The sequence below is a fragment of the Pseudomonas sp. SCPG-7 genome (assembly GCF_002156405.1).
Classification (GTDB): Bacteria; Pseudomonadota; Gammaproteobacteria; order Pseudomonadales; family Pseudomonadaceae; genus Aquipseudomonas; species Aquipseudomonas parakoreensis.
In genome coordinates this window covers 36,421-59,185 of the sequence record NZ_MVOO01000007.1, presented here as the reverse complement: position 1 = coordinate 59,185, position 22,765 = coordinate 36,421, and the positions used below count along the sequence as shown (strand labels likewise).

Annotated in this window: 18 protein-coding genes and 1 pseudogene; 10 read left to right on the top strand and 9 right to left on the bottom strand. The window is 59.5% G+C overall.

The window, feature by feature from the left end:
• Positions 1-17 precede the first annotated feature (17 nt).
• The 8 genes and pseudogenes from B1722_RS14800 (at position 18) to ycaC (ending at position 9,822) form a co-directional block, all read left to right on the top strand.
• Positions 18-1,910: a hypothetical protein gene (locus B1722_RS14800; RefSeq protein ID WP_086793153.1), complete on the top strand. Its 1,893-nt coding sequence runs from the start codon at positions 18-20 to the stop codon at positions 1,908-1,910.
• A gap of 42 nt (positions 1,911-1,952) precedes the next feature.
• Entirely contained in the window at positions 1,953-3,839 is a 1,887-nt protein-coding gene (locus B1722_RS14795) for a hypothetical protein (RefSeq protein WP_140396020.1), read from the top strand.
• A 128-nt stretch (positions 3,840-3,967) separates the two neighbouring features.
• Positions 3,968-4,087, top strand: a pseudogene (locus B1722_RS29065) (LysR family transcriptional regulator); the annotation flags it as partial.
• A 215-nt stretch (positions 4,088-4,302) separates the two neighbouring features.
• Positions 4,303-5,973, top strand: a complete 1,671-nt coding sequence (locus B1722_RS29060) for a hypothetical protein (RefSeq protein WP_140396019.1) — start codon at positions 4,303-4,305, stop codon at positions 5,971-5,973.
• 237 nt (positions 5,974-6,210) lie between these two features.
• Entirely contained in the window at positions 6,211-6,627 is a 417-nt protein-coding gene (locus B1722_RS14785; RefSeq protein ID WP_041066213.1) for a DoxX family protein, read from the top strand.
• Complete coding sequence (locus B1722_RS14780; RefSeq protein ID WP_041066216.1) at positions 6,620-7,246, top strand: antibiotic biosynthesis monooxygenase; 627 nt, start codon at positions 6,620-6,622, stop codon at positions 7,244-7,246. Before B1722_RS14785 ends, B1722_RS14780 begins: the two co-directional genes overlap by 8 nt.
• A 45-nt stretch (positions 7,247-7,291) precedes the next feature.
• A complete protein-coding gene (locus tag B1722_RS14775; protein ID WP_086793150.1) occupies positions 7,292-9,130 on the top strand; it encodes an amidohydrolase in 1,839 nt (612 codons plus the stop codon).
• A 68-nt stretch (positions 9,131-9,198) separates the two neighbouring features.
• Complete coding sequence (ycaC, locus tag B1722_RS14770) at positions 9,199-9,822, top strand: isochorismate family cysteine hydrolase YcaC (protein WP_041066222.1); 624 nt, start codon at positions 9,199-9,201, stop codon at positions 9,820-9,822.
• Positions 9,823-10,021: 199 nt separating this feature from the next.
• On the opposite strand, the gene B1722_RS14765 is transcribed toward ycaC, so the two are convergent.
• Complete coding sequence (locus tag B1722_RS14765) at positions 10,022-11,449, bottom strand: mechanosensitive ion channel family protein (protein WP_041066224.1); 1,428 nt, start codon at positions 11,447-11,449, stop codon at positions 10,022-10,024.
• Between the two features lie 177 nt (positions 11,450-11,626).
• Positions 11,627-12,643, bottom strand: a complete 1,017-nt coding sequence (locus B1722_RS14760) for an alpha/beta hydrolase (protein ID WP_086793148.1) — start codon at positions 12,641-12,643, stop codon at positions 11,627-11,629.
• 129 nt (positions 12,644-12,772) lie between these two features.
• Here B1722_RS14760 and B1722_RS14755 point away from each other — a divergent pair, with 129 nt between their 5' ends.
• Both B1722_RS14755 and B1722_RS14750 read left to right on the top strand, forming a co-directional pair.
• Complete coding sequence (locus B1722_RS14755; protein WP_041066230.1) at positions 12,773-13,660, top strand: LysR family transcriptional regulator; 888 nt, start codon at positions 12,773-12,775, stop codon at positions 13,658-13,660.
• 200 nt (positions 13,661-13,860) lie between these two features.
• Positions 13,861-14,667, top strand: a complete 807-nt coding sequence (locus B1722_RS14750) for a class I SAM-dependent methyltransferase (RefSeq protein WP_086793146.1) — start codon at positions 13,861-13,863, stop codon at positions 14,665-14,667.
• Positions 14,668-14,974: 307 nt separating this feature from the next.
• Here the strand turns inward: B1722_RS14750 and B1722_RS14745 are convergent, their stop codons facing one another.
• From B1722_RS14745 to B1722_RS14715, 7 genes are all read right to left on the bottom strand, one after another.
• Entirely contained in the window at positions 14,975-15,667 is a 693-nt protein-coding gene (locus B1722_RS14745; protein WP_041066238.1) for a GNAT family N-acetyltransferase, read from the bottom strand.
• Between the two features lie 55 nt (positions 15,668-15,722).
• A complete protein-coding gene (locus B1722_RS14740) occupies positions 15,723-16,514 on the bottom strand; it encodes a ChbG/HpnK family deacetylase (RefSeq protein WP_041066240.1) in 792 nt (263 codons plus the stop codon).
• Entirely contained in the window at positions 16,486-17,664 is a 1,179-nt protein-coding gene (locus tag B1722_RS14735) for a GNAT family N-acetyltransferase (protein ID WP_086793144.1), read from the bottom strand. The genes B1722_RS14740 and B1722_RS14735 overlap by 29 nt, the downstream gene beginning before the upstream one ends.
• A gap of 4 nt (positions 17,665-17,668) precedes the next feature.
• Positions 17,669-18,358, bottom strand: a complete 690-nt coding sequence (locus tag B1722_RS14730; RefSeq protein WP_041066246.1) for a GNAT family N-acetyltransferase — start codon at positions 18,356-18,358, stop codon at positions 17,669-17,671.
• Positions 18,359-18,534: 176 nt separating this feature from the next.
• On the bottom strand, positions 18,535-20,454 hold the full coding sequence (locus B1722_RS14725; protein WP_086793142.1) for a hypothetical protein: 1,920 nt from the start codon (positions 20,452-20,454) through the stop codon (positions 18,535-18,537).
• Positions 20,451-21,755, bottom strand: coding sequence for a lipopolysaccharide biosynthesis protein (locus tag B1722_RS14720; protein WP_041066252.1), 1,305 nt, complete (start codon positions 21,753-21,755; stop codon positions 20,451-20,453). The genes B1722_RS14725 and B1722_RS14720 overlap by 4 nt, the downstream gene beginning before the upstream one ends.
• A complete protein-coding gene (locus B1722_RS14715; RefSeq protein WP_086793140.1) occupies positions 21,752-22,753 on the bottom strand; it encodes a polysaccharide deacetylase family protein in 1,002 nt (333 codons plus the stop codon). Before B1722_RS14715 ends, B1722_RS14720 begins: the two co-directional genes overlap by 4 nt.
• Between the last annotated feature and the right edge of the window lie 12 nt (positions 22,754-22,765).

Below are 22,765 nucleotides of genomic sequence, written 5' to 3'. Positions count from 1 at the left end.
TATAAGGAGTTATCGCGATGAAACGTAATGTGAATGCAATTCCCACGGTAAAACAAGTTTCAATTATGGGTGAGCCCTTGGTAGGTGGAACACTCAGCGGAAGTTACATTTATGAGAACGCTGATGAAAATCCAGAGGGGGAGTCGATATTTCGCTGGTATAGCGGTGGTGTCAGTGGAAGCGTTATCGCAACTTCCGTTGATCTGACATTGAAGGCCGAACATGCGGAAAAAGATCTTGTTTTTTCGGTTAAGCCTGTCGCCGCAACCGGGGAGACGGGTGTCGAGTACACTTCTGATCCCATAAAAGTTATTCGGGATGGATTTCAGAATATATCGGACGAAGAAAGTGAAGGCAGCTTCTTGAAACAACGCGGGCAGTTCGCTTTCCATGCAAATGGCCCCAAGGATGGGGTCTTTACTTCGACCGCTGGCGCGTTCGCCCTAAAGAATAGAGTGACGCAGAATGTATCCGTCATGGGTACGCAAAGCTTTGGGGGCGTTATTCCGCCGGAGTTGGCAACATACCTACAAAACAATCCTGCCATAACGATGTTTACTACCGAGAAAAGCTTTGGGGCGCTAGTCCCTGTTGACAAGGATCATAATCAATTGCTCGTATGGGGAACCGATATGCCCGTATCGCTTCCTGACCTTCAAGATATCCAGTCGGTTTACAACAACGGTTCCTCATTGGCATTTATCTACAAGAATCGACAACCCGGAGAGAATACGATTGGTGCGGTGGGACCCGCTGCAAAAGGTGGAGTAGTTCCTGTTGAGATACAGAACAAACTAATGTTTGATCGCCCAATGGCCATATATGCAACGATAGATGCTTTCGCGGTGCGAACAGAGGGCGGGCGCGTTTACACCTGGGGCAACGCCGCAAACGGAGGTGCAATTCCAGCCGAGGTACAGACACTACTCAATAGTATGGAAGTTAATCGAATCGTTGCTTCACGTACGGCTTTTTGTGCATTGACAGCCTCCGGAGACATCATCGCATGGGGATTAAACGGCGTCATTTCCGCTGCAACTCTGGAAAAAATCTATGACGATGGTGGGGCACTCAATGTCATTGCCAACGATAGTGCTTTTATTGTTATCACTCAGGGGCGCCGGAAAGCAGCGACTTTTGGATTGGCGGCTTACGGTGGAGTGTTGTCAGAGCAGGCTGCCACTCTTGCTGCTCGTGGCAATCTGGTGCTGTGTGCTGCCACTCCATGGGCCTTCTGTTTTATCAATGAAACCGGGCAAGCCGCTGCTTCGGGATCAGTCGGTCACGGGGGAGGCGCAATTCCCGCTCAAAGTGCTGATGGCGAATCGTTCGACTTGCCATTGAATGCCCAGGCATCGCTTGAACAAGATGGAGTCGAATCTGAGATCAAGGCAATGTTCAGTGGCGCCAGATTTGCTAATGACGCTCAAAGCCGAGTCTCTTCCAATCTTGCATTGGAGGATGGGGAGACGATTGAGTTGTTGCGCAACGATGCAAGCTTCCTGCTGATCAGTCGACATGCCGATGGCCGCACTAAAAGTTTGATTTCATGGGGGCTGGCAGCGGTGGGCGGCACGATGCCAAGTGATATCAAGCAAACGCTGATGGCCAGCAGGATTCGCAAGATTTACAACACCAATGGCGCTTTCGCGGCGATCGTAGACCAAGGCACAACCGAAGGCGTTGTGATTGCATGGGGGCGGTCGTCGCAGGACGGTGGACTAATACCGACTGGACTACGTAGTGCATTAAGCAGTGGCGTAGTCGAAATTTATACCATCCAGGCGATGCCTGCCCCCTCGACAGCTACTGTCCCGGCTGCTTTTGCCGCCCGCAAGTCGAACAACAAATTCGTGACGTGGGGAGCTCACGTCAAACAGGAAGAGTTCGAACCCGAAAGAAACAGCTGATATTCCGCAGGAACGCGGTTGATCAATCTAGAGGATTTCGAGATGAGCACTAAAGCCGAACCTATTGCACGTGACGTCATCATCATCGGGGATCCGGTAATGGGTGGTTACTTGCGTGGCAGCTATCGCTACCAAAATGCTGATGAAAATCCAGAAGGCAGCTCTCGCTACCAGTGGTATCTCAATGGCATGCCAATCGAGGCGCCGGAGGGGGTAGCTATCGACTTGAAAATCAAGAACGCCTACACCGATCGGACCATCATATTTGGCGTTACCCCAGTCTCCGCAACAGGAGAGGTGGGCGAAGAAGTGAGCTCTGCCGCCAAAGAAGTGACCTCCGGATTTCAAGGGATCAGTACAGAAGAAAATGAGAACAGTTTTTTGAAACAGTGGGGTAATTTTTCCTTTTATGGTGCGGAACCCCAGGATCGAGTGTTTGTATCGACGGGAGGCGCGTTTGGCCTGATAGACCCGGACACCCAGGATATTTATTTTGAAGGTCAAACGGGATGGGGCCTGCCGGTACCACCTGACATCGTTAACTTTTTGAAAAACAATCCAGCGGCCCGAATGTTCACGACTGAAAAAGATTTTGCAGCGTTAGTTGATAATGGGGAAAGCAATCAGTTGTTGGTCTGGGGTGCCAACATTCCCGCCAATCACTCAGTCAAATTGACGGATATCAAATCGGTATACAGTAACCGTGTCTGCTTTGCTTTCATTTATAAAAACGCTACAGGTGATGCCAATAGAATCGGTGCTATTGGTTTGAGAAACTCCGGTGATGTTATTCCCGAGCAAATCCAGGGAGCTCTGCGTTTTGATGAACCTGTCGCCATTCATGCTACGGAAAATGCGTTTGCGGTGCGAACCCAAGGCGGAAAGGTTTACGCGTGGGGGAATCAAACTAATGGAGGTTCAATAAGTGCCCAGGCTCAAGTACTCCTCAATGGTATGTTTGTTGATCGAATTATTGCCGCTGCCGCTTCTTTTTGTGCGATCAGCCGCGACGGCAGCATCGCGACGTGGGGAAAAGCTGCTGACGGAGGGGCGATTCCATCGAGTAAGTATGAGGCGATAATTGACGACGGTGGCGTGAGTTCGGTTATAGCGTCTACGACAGCATTTTGTGCGATTACTCACGATAGACATAAGGCCGTCAGTTGGGGGGTGGATGGGGAGGGAGGGTTGATGTCTGCGACGGCATCGTTGATCGCAGCGCGGGGCGGAGTAATGCTGTGCAAGGCATCACGCTGGGCTTTCTGTATGGTTACTGAACGTGGCGAGGCGGAGTCCTGGGGGGCGCAACGCTACGGTGGAGCCTCAATAACCGATTCCACTCGCAGGGAGATCGAAGCGGTGATCAAGGAGATGAATCCCCATCCCGGCTATGCCTGCAGTCATGTGGGTAGCCGTGCAATCACGATTCCAGGCGAGGTCAGAATTTACGCAAATGACCTGAGCTTTTTTCTGGTGAGCCAATATGCTGATGGTCGGACCCAAGCGGTCATACCCTGGGGCATGAATACGCACGGCGGGGCATTTGGTTCCGGGGTGAGGCAGGCATTGATGGCCAGCAAAATCACCGGCGTGTACAGCACAAATGGTGCATACGGTGTGGTTGCCACCCAGGGCGGCGTTTACGGCGCGGTCATTGTCTGGGGGGCGACTCTGGCCATGGAGGACGCGGGCGAGATTCCGCCAATCCCCCCGGAGCTGGCTGGATACCTGAGCAGAGATGTTGTTGAACTTTATTCGATCAAGCGTTACCCGTTTTATCAGGTGCCTCCTCCAACCCCCCCTCACAATGACCCATCGTTTGCAGCACGGCGTAGGGATGGTAGCTATGTGCTTTGGGGGGGGAATGTGAACAATCAGTATTACAAGCCGCAGCCTGGGCGGATATCCGGCATGTTGAAGCCTGAATAGAGTGATGGAATGGTTGCTGCACGTGCCTGGCCAGTGATTCTGATCGGGCACGATGTTGTGCGTTGCCGGACAATCATTCCAGCGGGTTGTGAGGTATCCCCGTCGAATCAACAGTGCACTCCTGCGGTGATGCGGCGCAACTGTCGATGGCGTGGAGCGGAGTGCATGACAACGACCCGGCGGAGCGCTGGCGGCGGTCGCGGATCAGTCAGTTCATGTCGGTGTCGCTGGATATGCCGGCAGTTTAGCGCGGTGTTCAAAGGTATTGTGGTTGCGTGCGATAAGCCACAAGGCCTTTCGGCTTTCGCCGAGCGAACTTTTTGCACGAGATACATCGAAGGTAATTATTCGATCGAGCCTTTTGTCGGAATAGGACAAAACCTGTAATTTCTGACAGTAGCCAACCCCTCTCATCTCGAGTCTAAATGCTCCGTCGCCTCTTTTGTTGGCAGGAGTTTTCGTCATGAGTTTTCAAATATCGGGAAACACTGTCTGCTCACCTTTTCACTTCTTTCTATTGGCAAGGCAATCGAAGGTCTTCGGATGTCTTGCATTCCTGATTCTTACGCTACTGACCGCGAACGCTCAGGGAGTCACGGGACCGGAAGTTGCACAGTTGCTCAATCGCAGTTTTCAATACAACACTCGAATGTGTCCGGGGGATAAACCGGCCTTTTTCTGTAGCGGTGTACTGGCGCGTGGAAGCCCGTCAGAGGGAGAGTTCTGGAAGCATGATGCGGTGTCGTCCCAACTGGGGGCGGAAAGCTTTGTTTACTTGCGCTCCGATCTCAGTACACGAACACTCGATGCAGCACATGGAGTTTTGTTCAGCGATGGATTCACGGCTATCGGCCAAGGCAAGGACCTGGAACTGCTTTGTGCGTATCCATTCAAGTTACCTCTGCAAGCGGCGCATCCCGAATTTGGTTGCGGATGGAAAGTGTCGACTGCCGCGGCAATGACCGATCCAAGCTCCTGTGCCAGCCTGGGGGTCAATGATTCGGCGAGTTGGATCGAACATTTTCGACAACATGACTGGCAGCCGGCAGCTCAATGTTCATTCAGCAGTCAAGAACCACAAACATTTGAGGCAAGTTTGATAGCTCATCAGGGGATCGATGCCGCGTGGTCAGCCCGTCCCACCCAAGTACAGATTCGCAACTGGGAGGCCAGCGCACCCTTGCAAATGCCGATTCTGGGGCTTTTTTATGACGTGACACATGAAGGAGCATTAGCGGGAGCTCAAAAAGATCAACGTGACTACTTCAAGGCCACCGGCGATTGGTTGCCCATATTACGTTTGGCTCTCGACTTGGCACCCGATAAAGTATTTGGCTTCAATCAACAAGATCAGCTCTATGTCGGTTATCAAGTGGCTGCTCAGCTCAATGCGAGATACATGAATACCAGTAAAACTTGTTCAGGCGGTAAAACGGCATTTCATTGCAATGGTGTATTGATAAGGGGAACCAAAGCCTCCACAAGCTACCATATGTGGAATCCCAGTCCGGGTTCTGTCATCAATAATGGGGTTTCATTTACCTATTTGCGCAAGGACGCAAACTTGAAAAAGCCGGTATATCAACAGGGTTTTATTGTTCGTGAAAGCTTCGCACCGGCGGCAACTCCTCTCAGAGTAATGTGTGCCTATCCCTTTGACGGAGCTACAGCCCGTCCAGTAGAAGACACCTGTCGAGTTCGGGGGCAGATGTGCGACGAACGGGGTGTCACTAGTGTAGAAAGTTGGGCTGCTCTCTATGCCGCACAGCCGCGCACAAGTTGTGCTTTCAATATTGATCCTGAACAGTTTCAACTTAACATCGATGTTCGCCCCAGCGTGCCGAATGGCGATGGATGGAATGAGGTCATGATTCAAACATGGCCTCAGGACATACCCTTACAGATTCCGCTTGAAGCTTTTTACTACAGCCTCAAGGGCCACTACACCAGCAAGGGCTTGTTGCAGGCTCAGTTTGGTCAACACGATTACTTCCAGACGACAGGTCGATTTTTGCCGATAGTAAAAGTCGATATGGAGGCATCAGATACTAACGTGTTCAGTTATAACCCCGATGATCAGATTGCACCTGGAGAGCCAGCAGCGGGAATGGACACTTCCTTTGGGGGCTATTGAAGTGACACATGAATGTTCTATTTACAAGTGTCAGCGATGAAGGCTCGTTTTTCTGTGGATCGCGCAATGGATCATGCTCGGTGCGTTGGCGGTGAACCGGGCGCTGGATAATCTGCAGTTGAAGGCTGAAGCACCACTGTAGCCCGACCGTTCCAAGGCAAAGAGAGCACACCCATCCAATTTCCCCTGGATCAATCGTTGCACCATTACCGGCAATGATTGATCAAGGGTGAGCCCATGAACGCTGTACAACGCAATGACCGGGCGCAAAACCTCGGCCTGCTGTTTCTGCGGGTGACCGGCGGGTTGTTTCTACTGTTCGTCCACGGCTTGCCCAAGCTGCTGGACTTCACCGCGCAACTGCAACTCATCGAAGACCCGTTCCATCTCGGTGCTCACCTCACGTTGATCCTGGCGATCTTCGCCGAAGTCCTCTGTCCGCTGCTGATCGTCGCCGGGTTACTGGTGAGACTGGCGTGCTTGCCTATTCTGTTTGTGCTGCTGGTAGCGCTGCTGCTCGTGCATCCGCAATGGAGTGTGGCCGAAGGGCAGTTCGGCTGGTTGCTGTTGATCCTCTTCACCACTGTGCTGATCGCCGGGCCCGGACGGCTGGCGCTCAATGCTCGTTTGCCCGGAGTGCTTCGCTATGCCTGATACCCCGTCCCTGAGAAAACCGGGAACCGAAGAAACCGTGACGCTGATCGTCAAGCATCGAGTCAAGGCCGGCTTCGAACAGCCCTACGAAGCCTGGCTGCGCAATATCGTCAGCGTAGCGGGGCGTGAAGAAGGGCACCTGGGTGTGGACGTAATGCGCAGTAAACAGGGTGGCCTCGCGCTGTTCACCTGCGTGCTGCGTTATTGCTCGACCGAGGCGATGCAGCGCTGGCTCGACTCCCCACAGCGTCAGGCGCTGATCGAAGAAGCCGCGCCGATGCTCGCCGACGGCGACCAGACCGAGGTCAATGCGGCCAACGAATTCTGGTTCACGCCACTGGTCGACGCTGCCACGCCACCACCGCGCTGGAAGCAGGCCGTCGTGACGCTGTTCGTGATTCTGCCGCACACCTTGCTGGTGCCGCTGATCTGGGGACCGCTGCTGCAACTCAATGCATTCCTGTCCAACTATGTGGTCGCCACGTTCCTGATCACCCTGACCATCGTGCTGTCGGTGGTGTACGTCTGCATGCCGGCCGCCACTCGCTTGTTCGCGCCGTGGCTGGCGGCCAGTCAGTCCCATGAACACCTGGAATCCAACGCCCATCCGCCGCGCTGAAGGGGCGGATACGGACTTCGTTTCACTTATCTCGAAGGAACTGCGATGAACGCCGATCTGATTCTGTTCAATGGCCAATTTCATACGGTAGACCGCGAAAAACCCCTCGCCAGTGCTGTGGCGATCAAGGACGGACGCTTTGTCGTCGTCGGCAACGACACCCAGGCCATGGCCCTGCGTGGTTCGGCCACGCAAGTGATCGACCTGCACGGGCGCTGCGTGATCCCCGGCCTCAACGACTCGCACCTGCACCTGATCCGTGGCGGCCTCAACTACAACCTCGAACTGCGCTGGGAAGGCGTGCCGTCGCTGGCTGATGCACTGCGCATGCTCAAGGAGCAGGCCGACCGTACGCCGACCCCGCAATGGGTGCGTGTGGTCGGTGGCTGGAACGAATTCCAGTTCGCCGAAAAACGCATGCCGACCCTCGAAGAACTCAACCAGGCCGCGCCGGATACGCCGGTGTTCGTCCTGCACCTGTACGACCGCGCGCTGCTCAACCGTGCCGCACTGCGGGTTGCCGGTTACACCCGCGACACGCCGAACCCGCCGGGCGGCGAGATCGTGCGCGATGCCAACGGCAATCCGACCGGCATGCTGGTGGCAAAACCCAATGCGATGATTCTGTACTCGACGCTGGCCAAGGGGCCGAAGCTGCCGCTGGACTATCAGGTCAACTCGACCCGGCAGTTCATGCGCGAACTCAATCGCCTCGGCCTGACCAGCGCGATCGATGCCGGCGGTGGTTTCCAGAACTATCCCGACGACTATCAGGTGATCGAGCAACTGGCCAAAGACGACCAGTTGACCGTGCGCATCGCCTACAACCTGTTCACCCAGAAACCGAAAGAAGAGCTGACCGATTTCCAGAACTGGACCGGCAGCGTCAAGTTGCATCAGGGTGATGACTTCCTGCGCCACAACGGCGCTGGCGAGATGCTGGTGTTCTCTGCGGCGGATTTCGAAGACTTTCTGGAGCCGCGCCCGGACCTGTCGCAGAGCATGGAACAGGAGCTGGAGCCGGTGGTGCGCCACTTGGTCGAGCAGCGCTGGCCATTCCGCTTGCACGCCACCTACAACGAATCGATCAGCCGCATGCTCGATGTGTTCGAGAAGGTCAATCGCGACACTCCGTTCAACGGCCTGCCGTGGTTCTTCGACCACGCCGAAACCATCACCCCGCAGAACATTGAGCGGGTGAGGGCACTGGGCGGCGGCATCGCGATTCAGAATCGCATGGCGTTCCAGGGCGAGTACTTCGTCGACCGTTACGGCGCGAAAGCCGCCGAAGCCACGCCGCCGATCAAACGCATGCTCGCCGAAGGCGTACCGGTGGGCGCGGGCACCGATGCCACCCGGGTTTCCAGCTATAACCCGTGGACGTCGCTGTACTGGATGGTCAGCGGTCGCACCGTCGGCGGTCTGGCGTTGTACGAAGAAGGTTTGCCGCGCACCACTGCGCTGGAATTGTTCACCCACGGCAGCGCCTGGTTCTCGTCCGAGCAGGGCAAGAAGGGCCAGATCAAGGTCGGGCAACTGGCGGATCTGGCGGCGCTGAGCGCGGACTTCTTCCACGTTGAAGAAGAAGCGATCAAGTGGATCGAGTCGGTGCTGACCGTGGTCGGCGGCAAGATCGTTTACGCCGCCGGAGATTTCGAAGACCTCGGCCCACGCTCGATCCCCGTGCTGCCGGACTGGTCGCCGGTGGTCAAAGTGCCGGGCCACTGGCGCCCTAACTCGCCTTTGCAGGCGCAGGTGCATCAGTGCGTCGGTGCCTGCGCGGTGCACGCGCACAGCCATGAAAAAGCCCGACTGTCGAACGCTCCGGTCAGTGACTTCGCCGGTTTCTGGGGCGCGTTCGGCTGTTCCTGTTTCGCGTTCTGATCACTACAAAAAAGCGCCGGCCACCCGGTCGGCGCCTCACGCAACAACCATCCACCGAGGAGTTTCCCATGAGCGTTCCCTACAAGCGTCTGAACAAAGATGATGCGGTCGTGCTGCTGGTCGACCACCAGACCGGTCTGATCTCGCTGGTACAGGATTTCTCGCCAAACGAATTCAAAAACAACGTGCTGGCACTGGGCGACATCGCCAAGTTCTTCAAGCTGCCAACCATCCTCACCACCAGTTTCGACGCCGGCCCGAACGGCCCGATCGTGCCTGAGCTGCGCGAGCAGTTCCCGGATGCACCCTTCATTCAACGTCCTGGCCAGATCAACGCCTGGGACAACGAAGACTTCGTCAAGGCGATCAAAGCCACTGGCCGCAAGCAACTGATCATCGCCGGTGTGGTGACCGACGTCTGCGTGGCGTTCCCGACCCTGTCGGCCATCGCCGAAGGTTTTGAAGTGTTTGTGGTCACCGACTCGTCCGGCACTTTCAACACCACCGTGCAACAAGCGGCGTGGGCGCGCATGTCGGCGGCCGGTGCACATCTGCTGAACTGGTTTGCCGTGGCCTGCGAGCTGCAAGGTGACTGGCGCAATGACATGGAAGGCCTGGCGCACCTGCTGTCCGAACGCCTGCCGAACTACCGCAACCTGATCAACAGCTACACCAAGTTCACTGCCAAGTGATTGCTTGAACTGAAAGTGCCCGCTTGATTGCGGGCATTTTCATGTGCAGTAAAAAGAGGCGCAATCCACCACCTCCTGTGGCGAGGAAGCTTGCTCCCGCTGGGCTGCGCAGCAGTCCCCGAAATCTTGTGAGCGCTGCGCACTCAAGCGGGAGCAAGCTCCCTCGCCACGAGGTTTGGCGTTCACCTGTTTGACAGGGCTAGCGCTTTTGCAGCCAACCCAGAAAACCACCCTTGCGCACCGCCACCGGTTTGGCCATCAACGCCAGCCGGCTGTTCTGCTGTCGCACGGCCTGCAATTTGTTCAGCGCCTGGCCGACTTCGCTGCGCTGCTCCATGCACTGACGGGTCAGGGCTTTGTCGAGGCGGTAGATGATGCTCGACGTCAGTGCGGTGAACGTCGCTTGCGACGGCGTATCGGCGAGGATGCTCTGTTCGCCCATGACCTCGCTTGGCCCCATGCGTCCGGCCTCGGTCTGGCCGTCGCCGTCGGGCACGGTCGCACTGACCACGCCGGTGGCGATGACAAACAGACTGTCGGGCACTTCATCCAGCCCCAGCACCACCTGACCGGCCGCGTATTGTTGTGCGACCATCGATTCGGCGAGGCGATCACGTTCCTCATGGCTCAACGAGCGGAAAACTTTCACTTCATCGAGCAACGCCCGGGCGCGGGTCGAGGGTTCGATCACACCGTCCGGATGCCGGGAAATACCTGCAGCTTCGAGATGCCGGTGGGCGAGGTCGAACAGTTGATTGCGCACTTCGCCTTTCTTGCCCAGTTCACTGATGAAACCGCTGGCGACATACTCCGACATCTCCTCGCCGGCCTCTTTCAACACGGCTTTGGGCGGCGGATTGAGCAGCAGACTGCTGCTGCCTTGCAGGGTGCGGTCGAGCGCGTCGAGCACCCGCCGTGGGCGAATGTGATTCGGCACCTTGATGCTGATCGAGACCCCGTGCAGGTTGGTCGGACGGCTGAGATTGACGATTTTCGCCTTGGCCGCCACCGAGTTCGGTACGACCGCCAGGGTGCCGCTGCTGGTCAACAAATGCGTGGCGCGCCAGTCGATGTCGATGACCTTGCCCTCGACACCGTCGATCACCACGAAATCGTCGACCTGATACGGCTTGGTGGTGTTGAGCACGATCCCCGAGAACACGTCGCTCAAGGTGCTTTGCAACGCCAGACCGACGACGATCGCCACCACCCCGGACGTCGCCAGCAAGCCTTTGACCGGCAGCTCCAGCACATACCCGGCGGCCGCGACGATCGCCGCCAGAAACACCAGCGCGCCAATCACGTCCTGCAACAGCCGACCGCTGTGGCCAATGCGTCGCATCAGAATCAGGCCGATCACTTCGGTCAGCACCCGCGCGGCGTACAGCCACCAGAGAATGCCCAGCGCCGTCGCCCCGAGCTGCGTCACCGGGTCATCGGCAAACAGTGGAGCCTGCAACGGACTGACGCCGGCATTGATGGCCAGCGCGCTGAATGCCAGAAACAGCACCAGCCGCACACCGACCCGCGGTGCGCGGTGCTTGAACGGGGCGAGGTGCCAGAGCAGCGCGTCGAGCAGCAGCAGGGCGGCGCTCCAGGACAGCAGGTGGGTGAGGAAGAAGGGCATGATGTGCTCCACGATGATGAGCGCTGTTGTGGCGAGGGAGCTTGCTCCCGCTTGAGCGCGCAGCGCTCACACAATTTCGGGGCCGCTGCGCAGCCCAGCGGGAGCAAGCTCCCTCGCCACAGAATGTGGTCAGGCAAAAAACTCGCCACACCGTCGGGTGTGGCGAGTGAGGGGACCTCAGTTCAGATGCGTCTTCAACTCCGCCGCGGCCTGGCGCACGGCCGCTTTCACTTCGGGAATCTGGTTCAGCGGATTGAGCAAGCCAAAGTCATGAATCATCCCGTTGTAGCGCACCGAGGTCACCGGCACGCCGGCCGCATCCAGATGCCGTGCGTAGCCTTCGCCTTCGTCACGCAGCACGTCGAATTCGGCGGTCTGTACCAGCGCGGCGGGCAGGCCCTTGAGCTGTTCGGCGCTGGCATTGAGCGGCGAGGCTTGGATCTGCGCGCGTTCGTCCGGGTTGGTGGTGTAGTTGTCCCAGAACCACTGCATCATGCCCTTGGTCAGGAAATGCCCCTCGGCAAATTGCTGGTACGAGCCGTTATCGAACCCGGCGTTGGTCACCGGCCACATCAACAGTTGGAAGCGCAGGGCCGGGGTTTGCTTTTCCTTGGCCATCAACGCGACGACCGCTGCCATGTTGCCGCCGACGCTGTTACCGGCCACCGCCAGACGCTTGCCATCGACCCCGATCTGCTTGCCGTTTTCCGCGACCCATTTTGTCGCCGCATAGGCCTGGTTGATCGCTGTCGGGTACTGCGCTTCCGGCGACGGCGTGTAATCGACGTACACCGCGACCGCTCCAGAGCCGACCACCAGATCGCGAATCAGGCGTTGGTGAGTCGGGTAATCGCCCAACACCCAACCGCCGCCGTGGAAGAACATGAACACCGGCAATTCGCCTTTGACCTTGGCCGGCCGCACCACTTTCAGGTTGATCGTCTGGCCGTCGACCTTGATTGCCTTGTCACTGACTTCAACTCCGGACAGATCAACCTTCACCGAGGCCTGAGCGCCGGTCAGCACCGCACGGGCATCCTTCGGGCTCAACTGTTCCAATGGTTTGCCACCGCCGGCGGCGAGGGCTTCGAGAAAGGCCTGGGTGTTGTGTTCGACGCCCGGGCTGCCGGCGGCGAATGCGTTGCCGATAGAGAGGGCGAGGAGGGATGCGGTCAGGGTTTTTTTGATGTTCATGCTCAATTCCATTTTCGAAAGTTGTTGGTGTTGTGTCGGGCTGTTTTCAAACCGTGAACACAGATTAATGAGCTGTCGAAAAGTGAAAAAGCGGCTATAAAGCGTTTAACTGTCCACCAGAGAGTGACAATGAACCCGTTCGAAGACATGCGTATTTTTTGCCAGGTCATGGACTCCGGCAGCTTCACGGCCGCGGCTGATCAATTGGGCCTGTCCAAGCAGTTCGTCAGCCGCCGTTTGATGCAGCTCGAAGAGCGCCTCGGTGTGCGGCTGTTGAATCGTTCCACCCGACGCCTCGACGTCACGCCGCTGGGCCAGAGCTACTACGAATCGGCGCTGCGCCTGCTGGGCGAAGTGGAGCAGGTCGAACAGGGCATCGCCGGGCAGACCGCCGAGCCACGCGGGACGATTCGCCTCAGCGCGCCGCTGTCGTTTGCCGTGGCGCATCTGGGTTGTCTGTTGCCGCTGTTTTTGCAGCGCTATCGCGATGTCACGGTGGAGGTGGATTTGAGTGATCGCCCGGTGGACCTGCTCGGCGAAGGTTATGACCTGGCGTTGCGTATCGGTGTGCTGGAAGACTCGACGCTGATCGCCCGGCGCATCGCCGCCATCGAACGGGTGTACTGCGCCAGCCCGGCGTATCTGGCCGAACGTGGCACACCGCTCAACCCCGAAGACCTGCACAGCCACGACTGCCTGCCGTACGGCCATGGTCGTTCGGTGCAATGGCGCTTCAACGCGGGGCAGGGCAAGCCGCTGCTGGTCAACGTCACCGGGCGCATGCGGGTAAACAACGGCGAGCTGCTGAGGGATGCAGCGGTGCAGGGAATGGGGATTACCTATCTGCCGACGTTCATCGTCGGCGCGGCGCTGAAGGACGGGCGACTGGTGCCGGTACTCGACGACTACAGGCCCGAACCGCTGACCCTGTCGGCGGTCTACCCGCAGCATCGCCAGGCGTCGCGCCCGGTGCAGGCACTGGTCGAATTCCTGCGTGAACGCCTGAATCAGATGTAAGCGTTCCGAACTACAGGAGCGAGCCTGCTCGCGAAAGCGGTGGTTCAGGCAATGAAGATGTTGGCTGGACCGACGCCTTTGCGAGCAAGCTCGCTCCCACAGTGGATCGGCGGTGCGGCTTACAAAGTCGCAACAACCGTATTGATTGGGCTGTTCTAGACTCGGGGCCGCTCAATCACGAGCATCGTCCGGAGTGCGCCATGGAAGTGCCCAACAATAAAACCGCCATCGACAGCAATCGACAGGCGTGGAACGATTCCGCTCGCCATCACCGTGAATCGGCGGAATGGCAAGCGCTGTTGAATGACGTTTCGCAGGCAGATTTTTCCTGCCTCGACGACACCTTGCGCGGTCTGCTGGAACAGGTCGGCGTGGACGGTAAAGAGTTGATTCAACTCGGTTGCAACAACGGTCGCGAAAGCCTGTCGCTGTTTGCTCTCGGTGCACGCAGTGTGGTCGGCGTCGATCAATCGGAGGCGTTTCTCGAACAGGCTCGCGAATTGAACCAGCGCTCGCCGTACAACGCTGAATTCATCGAAAGCGATATCCATCACCTGCCGGCTGCGCTGCACAGCCGCTTCGACGTGGCGCTGATCACCATCGGTGTGCTGAACTGGATGCCCGACATCGGCGAGTTCTTTCGCCACGTGGCGTTAACCCTGAAAACGGGCGGCAAACTGGTGATCTATGAAACCCATCCGTTTCTGGAAATGGTTGATCCTGAAGGCGAAGACCCGTACCGCCTCGCCAGCTCCTACTTCCGCGCCGAGCCATTCGTGCAGGAAGAACCGATTGTCTACGTCGGCAAGATCGAGCAGCAGGCTGCCAAGTCCTACTGGTTCGTGCACACCCTCGGCGCGATCTTCAGCGGCGCCATCGCCGCCGGCCTGAACATCGCGCATTTCAGGGAATATGCACATTCGAATCGGGAGGAGGTGTATGACCAGTATCTGAATCGCGAGGCGCAGATGCCGTTGTGCTTCACCTTGGTCGCCAGCAAGGCCTGAAGTTTTCCATCGATCCAACCGGCCTCATCGCTGGCAAGCCAGACTCCCACAGTTTTTTGGTTCGCACGAAAATAGCGAGGACACCTGAACACCTGTGGGAGCTGGCTTGCCAGCGAAGGCGTCGGCAAGATCTCAAGTCTGGCTGAAAGAATCAGAACCAACTTCGCCCGTTTGACCCTTCTGAATGTTTGAGCAAGCCTGTGCCACATAGGCGATGGCTCGAAGATGGTGTCGTACACAAATCCAATGTGGGAGCGAGCCTGCTCGCGATGGCGGCCAAATGGCCGCCATCGCTTTTACGATTGAATCACGCCTGCGCCGCCGCACTCACCACTGGCCGCCCAGGTTTGCGCAGGGGTTCCAGGCGTGAGCCGTCATAGCGGCTTTCGCGGTAGAAGCGCCAGCGGCCGAACAGGCCGTAGACGTGGGTGACGCGGCCCTGTTCGTGGTAGCCCATGCGGATGTGCAGCTTCAGCGCCGGGATGTTGTGGGTTTCGCAGACGTCGACGACTTTGTCGCAGCCTTGAGCCGCCATGGCTTCCCAGAGGGCGACTTGTACGTCCACCGACAGGCTGGTGCCGAAATACGGCCGGGCCATTTCGCCGCCGAATTCGAAGAACTCGCCAGGTTTCACCGGGAACCAGCAGCCGTAATAGTGGCGGTCGTGGTAGTCGCGAATGCTGCCCCAGATGAAGGCCACCGCGTGGCCGTCGGCATCGAGGTACATGTGTCCGGTGTGACCCTCGGCGGCGAGTTCGGCCATGGTGTCGACGCGATCGCCGAAGTGTTTGGCGAACGCCCCGGTGTTCAGCGGGGTGATATCGACTTTGCGCAAGCCTTCGTAGGGGCGCAGCTTGTGCGGCGGCACCGGGGAGACCAGGTCGCGCTCCATCCACAGCAGCTCCCAGTGGAAGAACACGTAGCGTTTCCACAGGGTGGCGAAGAGACGGCCGAGGCCTTTTTGACGGATGCGTTCGCGCAGCTTTTCGATAACACTCATGTTGCCCTCCGTGGCCGAGGCCCGGTGTGGTGGATGTTGCTGTTGTGAGAATGAATCAATCGAGTGCCGCGGCACCCCGTAAAAAATCCTTGTTCAAATCGGCATAGGACACCCGCGGTACCCCCGTCAGCCGCTGCTCCAGCACGCGGCTCAGGGATTCTCCGGGGTTGAGATAGGCATCGCCGAAATCGCTGTCGAGCTGATTGGGGTGGGCGACGATTTCCAGCACGCCGTCGCTCGGTGCGGGGGCGTTGCGCAGGTCCACTGGCGTGCACACGTAGTCCGCCGTGGCGCCGGCCAGACTCTGCAAGCGCCAATTGAGCAAACCTTTGAACAAGCGTTTTGGCAGACTGAGGTTCTGCCCCAGATTGCGCGCCAGGCGAATCGGCACGCCTTGCTGAGCGGCAAACCGCGCGACGATTTCACCAATCGGCCAGATGTTGTGCACGTGTTGGTGCGAGTCGATGTGGCTTGGCCGTACGCCATGCTCGACACAACGCTGCCACTGCGCCTGCAACTCTTCTCGTACTGCGTCGCGATCTTCGCGACTCAGCCACAGGCTATGGCGTGGCAGGCTCAGATCGAACACGCCATGCCCGTCGCAAAAGGTTCGGCTGCGCAGAATCGAAGCACTCAGCGGCCGACCGTAAGTCAGATTGAAGTGCAACCCGACCCGACCTTGCAGCGACGCATGCCGGGCCATCACACAGGCCGCCTCAAATGCCGGCATGTTGGCCATGGCCGTGGCCGAGCTGATGACCCCGGCCTGAAACGCGGCGAAGATCGTCGCGTTTTCGTTCGGGCTCAAACCGAAATCGTCAGCGTTGACTATGACTTGGCGAGGCATGATCGCCCTCCGTGGTGATGACGACAGGTGTGGGTGCCGGTCTGGCCGCACGTCGCGCGCGCCATTGCTGCACCGTCGGTTTCAAGCGATGCCAGAGGCGCAACCCCAGCCCCAGCAATATCCCGCTGGGGCGCCAGGAATAGAAACTCCAGCGCCAGTGTTCCAGTTGGCCGGTCATGCGCTCGTGTAACTGGTGGCTGGAGTTTTCCAGGCTGACCCGCGAGGCATCGATCCAGCGCCAGTGCTCATCCAGCCCCCAGCGAATCCATTCCTCCAGCAACACCCGACCGCTGCCCAGATCGGCGTATTGCGGCAGGAACGCGAGGTTGTAATCGTAGAGTCGACCCTGTTCCAGCAAGCCGAGGCGATAGCTGATGCAACGCCCGTTGAGTTCCAGCGTCACCACCCGCACCAGGCCCTGGCCGGCGAGGGCGGTGAAGGCGCGTTCGATCCATTGCCGACTGCGCTCGCTGGCGAAGATCCCCACGCCTTCGTCACCTTTCCAGCTCACCGCTTCGACTTCGCTGATCGCCCGCAACAGTGGACCCATGCTCAGCGCGTCGGGGGTAATGCGCCGCACCAGGGCGCCACACGCGGCAATCCGTTTGCGCGCCCGGCGCAGCTTGTAGCGCGGGTCACCGGAGACCTCCTGATGATCCGCCTCGCTGATCAGATGCACCGGCACCCGACAACTGAGACGGCGTTCGCCCGTCGAACTGTGGGCCATCCATGGGGTGAGAGCGCTTTCTTCACCCGCAGGCTCGGATAACTCGTTGAGTTGCAGCAGCGCGTGCGGCAGGTGTCGGCGGATCAGGCGCAGGGCTTCGCGCATGTCATCGCCCTCGAGCAACGACAGCAGCGCCAGTCGGTCCGCCAGTGGATGGCCCAAGTGATGCAACACGCGAAACGGCACGCCGGCAAAGCGCTCGCGGCCCGCCACCAGTGGCAGGCACAGGCGCAATTCGTCCGCTTCCCAACCGAGCAGGATGTGCAGGCTCTCGCCCGCGCTCAGTGCCTGCTCTGCCGCGCACAACCAGCCCAGTTGGTTGAACGGCGTGTGATCACTCACCCGCAGGCGCAGCGCCTCATAGGCGACTGCCGGGAAATCGGCGGCGCACAGCGAAGTGCACCATTCGAATCGCGTCACCATAGATTCAGGCCGCCGTTGCTGTGACAGGTGGACGGGACGGTTTGCGCAGCGCATCCAGCCGCGAGCCGCTGTAGCGGGTTTCGCGGTAGAAGCGCCAGCGACCGAACAGGGTGTAGACGTTCATGATCCGGCCTTGCTCGGTGTACCCCATGCGCAAATGCAGTTTCAGCGCCGGGATGTTGTGGAATTCGCAGACGTCCACCACCTTGTCGCAGCCCTGGGCCGCCATGGCTTTCCACAGTTCCAGCTGCAGGTCTACCGACAGTTCGCTGCCCCAGTAGGCGCGGGTCAGCTCGCCGCCGAACTCGAAGAATTCCCTTGGTTTTACCGGGAACAGGCATCCGTAGTAATGCCGGTCGAAGTAGTCCCGTGCGCTGCCCCAGATGAACGCCACGGCATCGCCCTGATCGTCCAGGTGCATGTGCCCGGTGTGCCCTTCGTTGGCCAGCTCGGCCATGGTCCCGACGCGGTCGCCGAAGTAGCGGGCAAAGGCGCTGGCGTTGTCGGCGGTGATTTTTACCACCCGCAGCGGCGGGTACGGTTTGAGGCTGTGCGGTGGCACTGGACTGACCAGATCGCGCTCCATCCACAGCAGTTCCTGATGGAAAAATACGTAGTGCTTCCACGCCTTGGCGAGGGTGGCGCGCAGGCCTTTTTGTTTGATGTGCTGACTGAGTTTGCTGACGGTACCCATGTTCTGTACTCCGGCGATATCGCAGGGCGAACGACTGTGGCGAGGGAGCTTGCTCCCGCTCGGCTGCGCAGCAGTCGCCAATGGGGTCGCAAGTATTGGGGCTGCTTCGCAGCCCGGCGGGAGCAAGCTCCCTCGCCACAATTTTGTTTTCGCCATGCATTGTCTGAAATTCGGGTTCATGACGCGCTCCAGCTCAACGCGAACAGGGTTTGCCCTGGCAAGTCGAAGCTGACGCGTCCTTCGCGGCAGGCAAATGGTGCGTCGCGGCTGCGGTTGTCTGCGCCGAAGTAACGCAACGCACCGTTGTTGAGTGGGCACTTGGCACCACTCAGGTCGACCCGCTGCAAACGCGTGCCCTTGTTCACACCGAGCAGGCCACGCTGGTCGTCGCCGGCCATCGCCAGCACATCGACTTCGAAGCCGTCGTTCTCCAGCCACAGCACCTGATGCAGCCAGTGCTGCGCGATGAACTGCTGGGCCAGCCCCACCGGTTTCAGCTCGAAACCCTCAGCGCCCAGGACCCGGATCATGCCTTTGGGGTATTCCGGCTCATCGGCGGCCTGAAACCAGTTGAGCATGCTCAGCAAACCGTCCTGCGAAGCGTTGATCACCACCGACGTCCACCACAGCGCGGCGTACCGGGTTTCTTGATCGTAGGGGCTGAGGCTGGAGCCGCTGGACAGGTTGGTCTGATCCAGCAGCAGAGCCTTGCGCGGTTGGCCGCGAGCGTCGAAGCCAACCAGTTCGGCAGCGCGGCGCACGCTGTCGCGGTAGACCCGGGTGGCGAGCAGGTCGCGGATCATCCATTCGTGCCACGCCAGCGCGTCGATCTGCTCGGCGGATTCACCGAGCAAGCGCCGCGCCCAGTCGATGCCACGCTTGTCTGCCGCGTTATCGGCGAACGGCCCGTTGACCAGCCGCGAACTGGCCGGCATGGCGATGCGCACGCCGGCCCTGGCATTCGCTGGATCGCTGCGCACTTGCCTGGCCATGCTGGCGAAAATCGCCCGGTATTGCTCGAAGCTCGAATAGTTGAGGTTCGGCTCATCGGCAAAACCGATGTAGTGCGTGCCTTTGCCGCCCAAGGCGCGGGTGCTGGCCAGCCACGCGTCGAGCCCGCCATTGCTTTGCACATCGGCGCGCAGATCGGCCTGACGCTGGCTGCCGGCGAGCAGGGTGATGTCCTGACGAATGCCGAAGCGCTCCTGATAAACCTTGCGGAACGCGTCTTCGAAGTGCGGATTCTTCGCCGTGACATCGACAAAACTGTAGTAACTGGCGGCGGTCGCTTTCAACGCATCCAGCACCGCATGGCTACTGGCGGGCGGCATCACATAGGGCAGGGCGATGCCCAGATCCGGCGTGCGTCCGAGGATTTTGTCGTGCAGGGTCAGGTGGATCTGGCCGGTCTCTTCGCGCACAGGTTTGAGTTGCTGCGCAGTCTGCGCAAACCGATTGGCCGTGCCGTCGAGCCAGAACGCCGCTTTGCCGCTGCCTTGCAGACGCAGGCGCCAGACCTGTTCGCGTTCGCTGACCGGCAACGCCAGTTGATCGAACTGCCAGTAGGCGCGATAGGGTTTGAGCGCCAGCGTCAGTGGCTGATCATCGCCCACCCGTTGCGCCTGCAGCGCGTTGACCCCGCCATGAAACTTGCCGGCCAGCACCGCGTGTTCCCCTGGCGCCACCTTGAAATACAACTCGTCGCCGTTCTGTGTCTGCGCGCTGAAATGCACCTTGGCCGGCTCGAACAGCGCCACGGTGTGCTCATCGTGTTCGACCCGATAATTGCGGAAGCTGTAGCCAGGAATTTCCAGACGATAACTGGCGGCACTCGGCAGCAGCGGCCAGCTCTGGCTGCCACGGGTTTCGCTGGCCTTGATCAAGCGTTCGCCCTGCAGTTTGCCCTGGCCGTCGAGCAGGTACAGATGCTCTTCGTTGGCCTCGGCCTGCCACGCCGGGGTCCAACGCACCGTCACGGTGTCCGGGCGATCGGCTTGCAGATACAGGCTGCCGTCGCGGATCTCGCCCCAGCGCATCGACGCGGCAAAGGCGTCCAGCGACAGGCCGAGACCGAGCAGCAGGAGCAGGCCTTTCATACGGCCTTCCGGTGCAGCATCTGCCACATCGGCGCGACATCGCTGGGCAGGATGATCAGGGTTTGCCAAAACGCCACGCCGCTTAAACGGCAGTACAACACCAGCATCGCCACGGTCACGGCCAGGTAGGCAATCGACGATGCCGCCGCTGCACCGACGATGCCGTAGGCCGGAATCAACACCAGGTTCAGCGCCAGGTTGAGCAGGGCGCCGAGGCCCATCAGCAGCGACACCGTACCGGGGCGGTTTTTCCCCAGCAGGTCCAGACGCAGGATGCTCGCGTAGCACAGCCCGAGCAGCCCCGGCAGCAAGGCGAGCAGCGCCGGATACGCCGGTTGGTAAGCGATGCCGAACAGGGTGACGATCAGCCAGTTGCCGATCACGGCCATGCTCAGGCACGCACCGAGCATCACCGTGGCGGTCAGGCGCAGGGCCAGCGGGGTGACCTTGTCCATGCCTTCGTCTTGTTGCAACAGGCGTTTCATCAGCGGCGTGGTCACCGCTTCCGGGACGATCAGCAGCAGTTCGGCGGCGGCGCTGGCCATCGCATAATGCCCCAGCGCGGTGCTGCCGAGCAGGGCGCCGATGAACAGGTAATCCGAGCGCAGAATCACTTGCTGGAACAGCAGGTCCGGATGGCTGCGCGCGCTGTAGCGCAGCAGTTCGTTCTGGCTGGCGCGATCCCATTGCAGGTGCAGCGGTTGCGCGCGTTTGAGCCAGACCCAACCGGCCAGCACCACCAGGCTGATCCCGGCCAGCCAACTGATCAGCGCCGCTTCCAGCGCCGCGCTTTTCCACATCCAGAACAGCGCGAGAAACAGCAGCAGCGGCGCCAGTGATTCGGTCAGGCGCAAGGCGTTGAACGCGACCACGCCACCGGAGGCGTTGTGCAGGGTCAGCAGACCGCTCTTCAGCACGGTCAGCGGTACCGCCAGCAGTAACAGCCAGGCCAGCAGACCGAGCTGCACGGTGACATCCAGTTCACTGCCGAACTCACGCACCAGCGCTACCACCAACAAGGTCAAAAGGCCGGCGAGCAAGCAACCAAACACCAGCACCTGACTCAGCAGCAGCCCCATCGGCCGTTGCTTGGCGGCCTGATAACCGACGGCTGAATTCAACCCGCCACTGGTGGCAGCGCTGATCAGATCGGGCAAGGTGCTGAGCAGCGCAAACAGCCCGCGCTCACTGGGGCCGAGGATCCGCGCCAGCAACACGTTGCGCAGCAAACGCAGGGCGATCATCGCCAGTTTGGTGCCCATGCTCAGCGCCAGATGCTTGAGGTAATGGCTGCGGCTCATGGCCGGTTTCCACGAAAGATACGCCACGACAGCAGCTCGGGATTACGCGCGGTGCGTTGGCTGACGCCGAAACGTGGCAGGTTCAGTGGATCGCCTTCGCCGCGATAGATGCCGGTGCCGGTGCCCAGCGCGAACGGGTAATCGTGGGCAGCCATCTGCTTGCGCACACGGTCGTCGTTGTTGCCGTTGGGGTAGCAATACACCGGCAGTGGCCGGTTGCAGCCGTTGTTCAAGGCGTCGCGGCTGCGGCGGATTTCTTCGCTCAGGCGCACATCGTCCAGTTCCGTGAGGATCGCGTGGCTGGCGCCGTGCGGGCCGAAACGCACCAGCCCCGAGGCTTCCAGCGCCCGTACCTGATGCCAGTCCAGTGCTTGCGGCTGCGCTTCGGGCGGACATTCGTCAGTCAGGCGTTCGAGCATCGCCGGTTCAAGGTTTTTCAGGCTTTGCAGGTAATGCAGCAGCGACAGGCTGCGGCGATCAACGTCGATGTCATCCACCAGCACCGGCACCGGGTGGTGGATCATGTGCAGGTATTCGATCAAGTGCATGCGGGCCTTTTCGCCATGGCTGCCCCACAGGGTCTCGCCAAGGCTTTCCCACCAGAAGCGCTGGCGGCTGCCGATGAAATCGGTGGAGAGAAAGATGCTCGCCGGCACCTGATGTTTTTGCAGCAGCGGGAACGCATTGACCGCGTTGTCGCGCCAGCCGTCGTCGAACGTCAGTGCCACCCGTGGACGGTCGCTGCGCAGTGAGGTGGGCGCAAGGATGTCCATCAGCGGCACACAATCGAAGTGTCGGCGCAGCCACACCAGCAGGTGCTCGAAGGCTTTCGGTCCGACACACAGCTCATTGCGGTGCGGCAGGTCGGCGGCGCGGTCGTTGGCCAGCACCCGGTGCAACATCAGGATCACCCCGGCGCCCTGCAGCTGATTGCGTCCCACCGGGGAATTGAGGTAAAGCCAGCCACTGGTGCGTTTTATTATTTGTTTGATCGCCATGGCTTCGCTCCT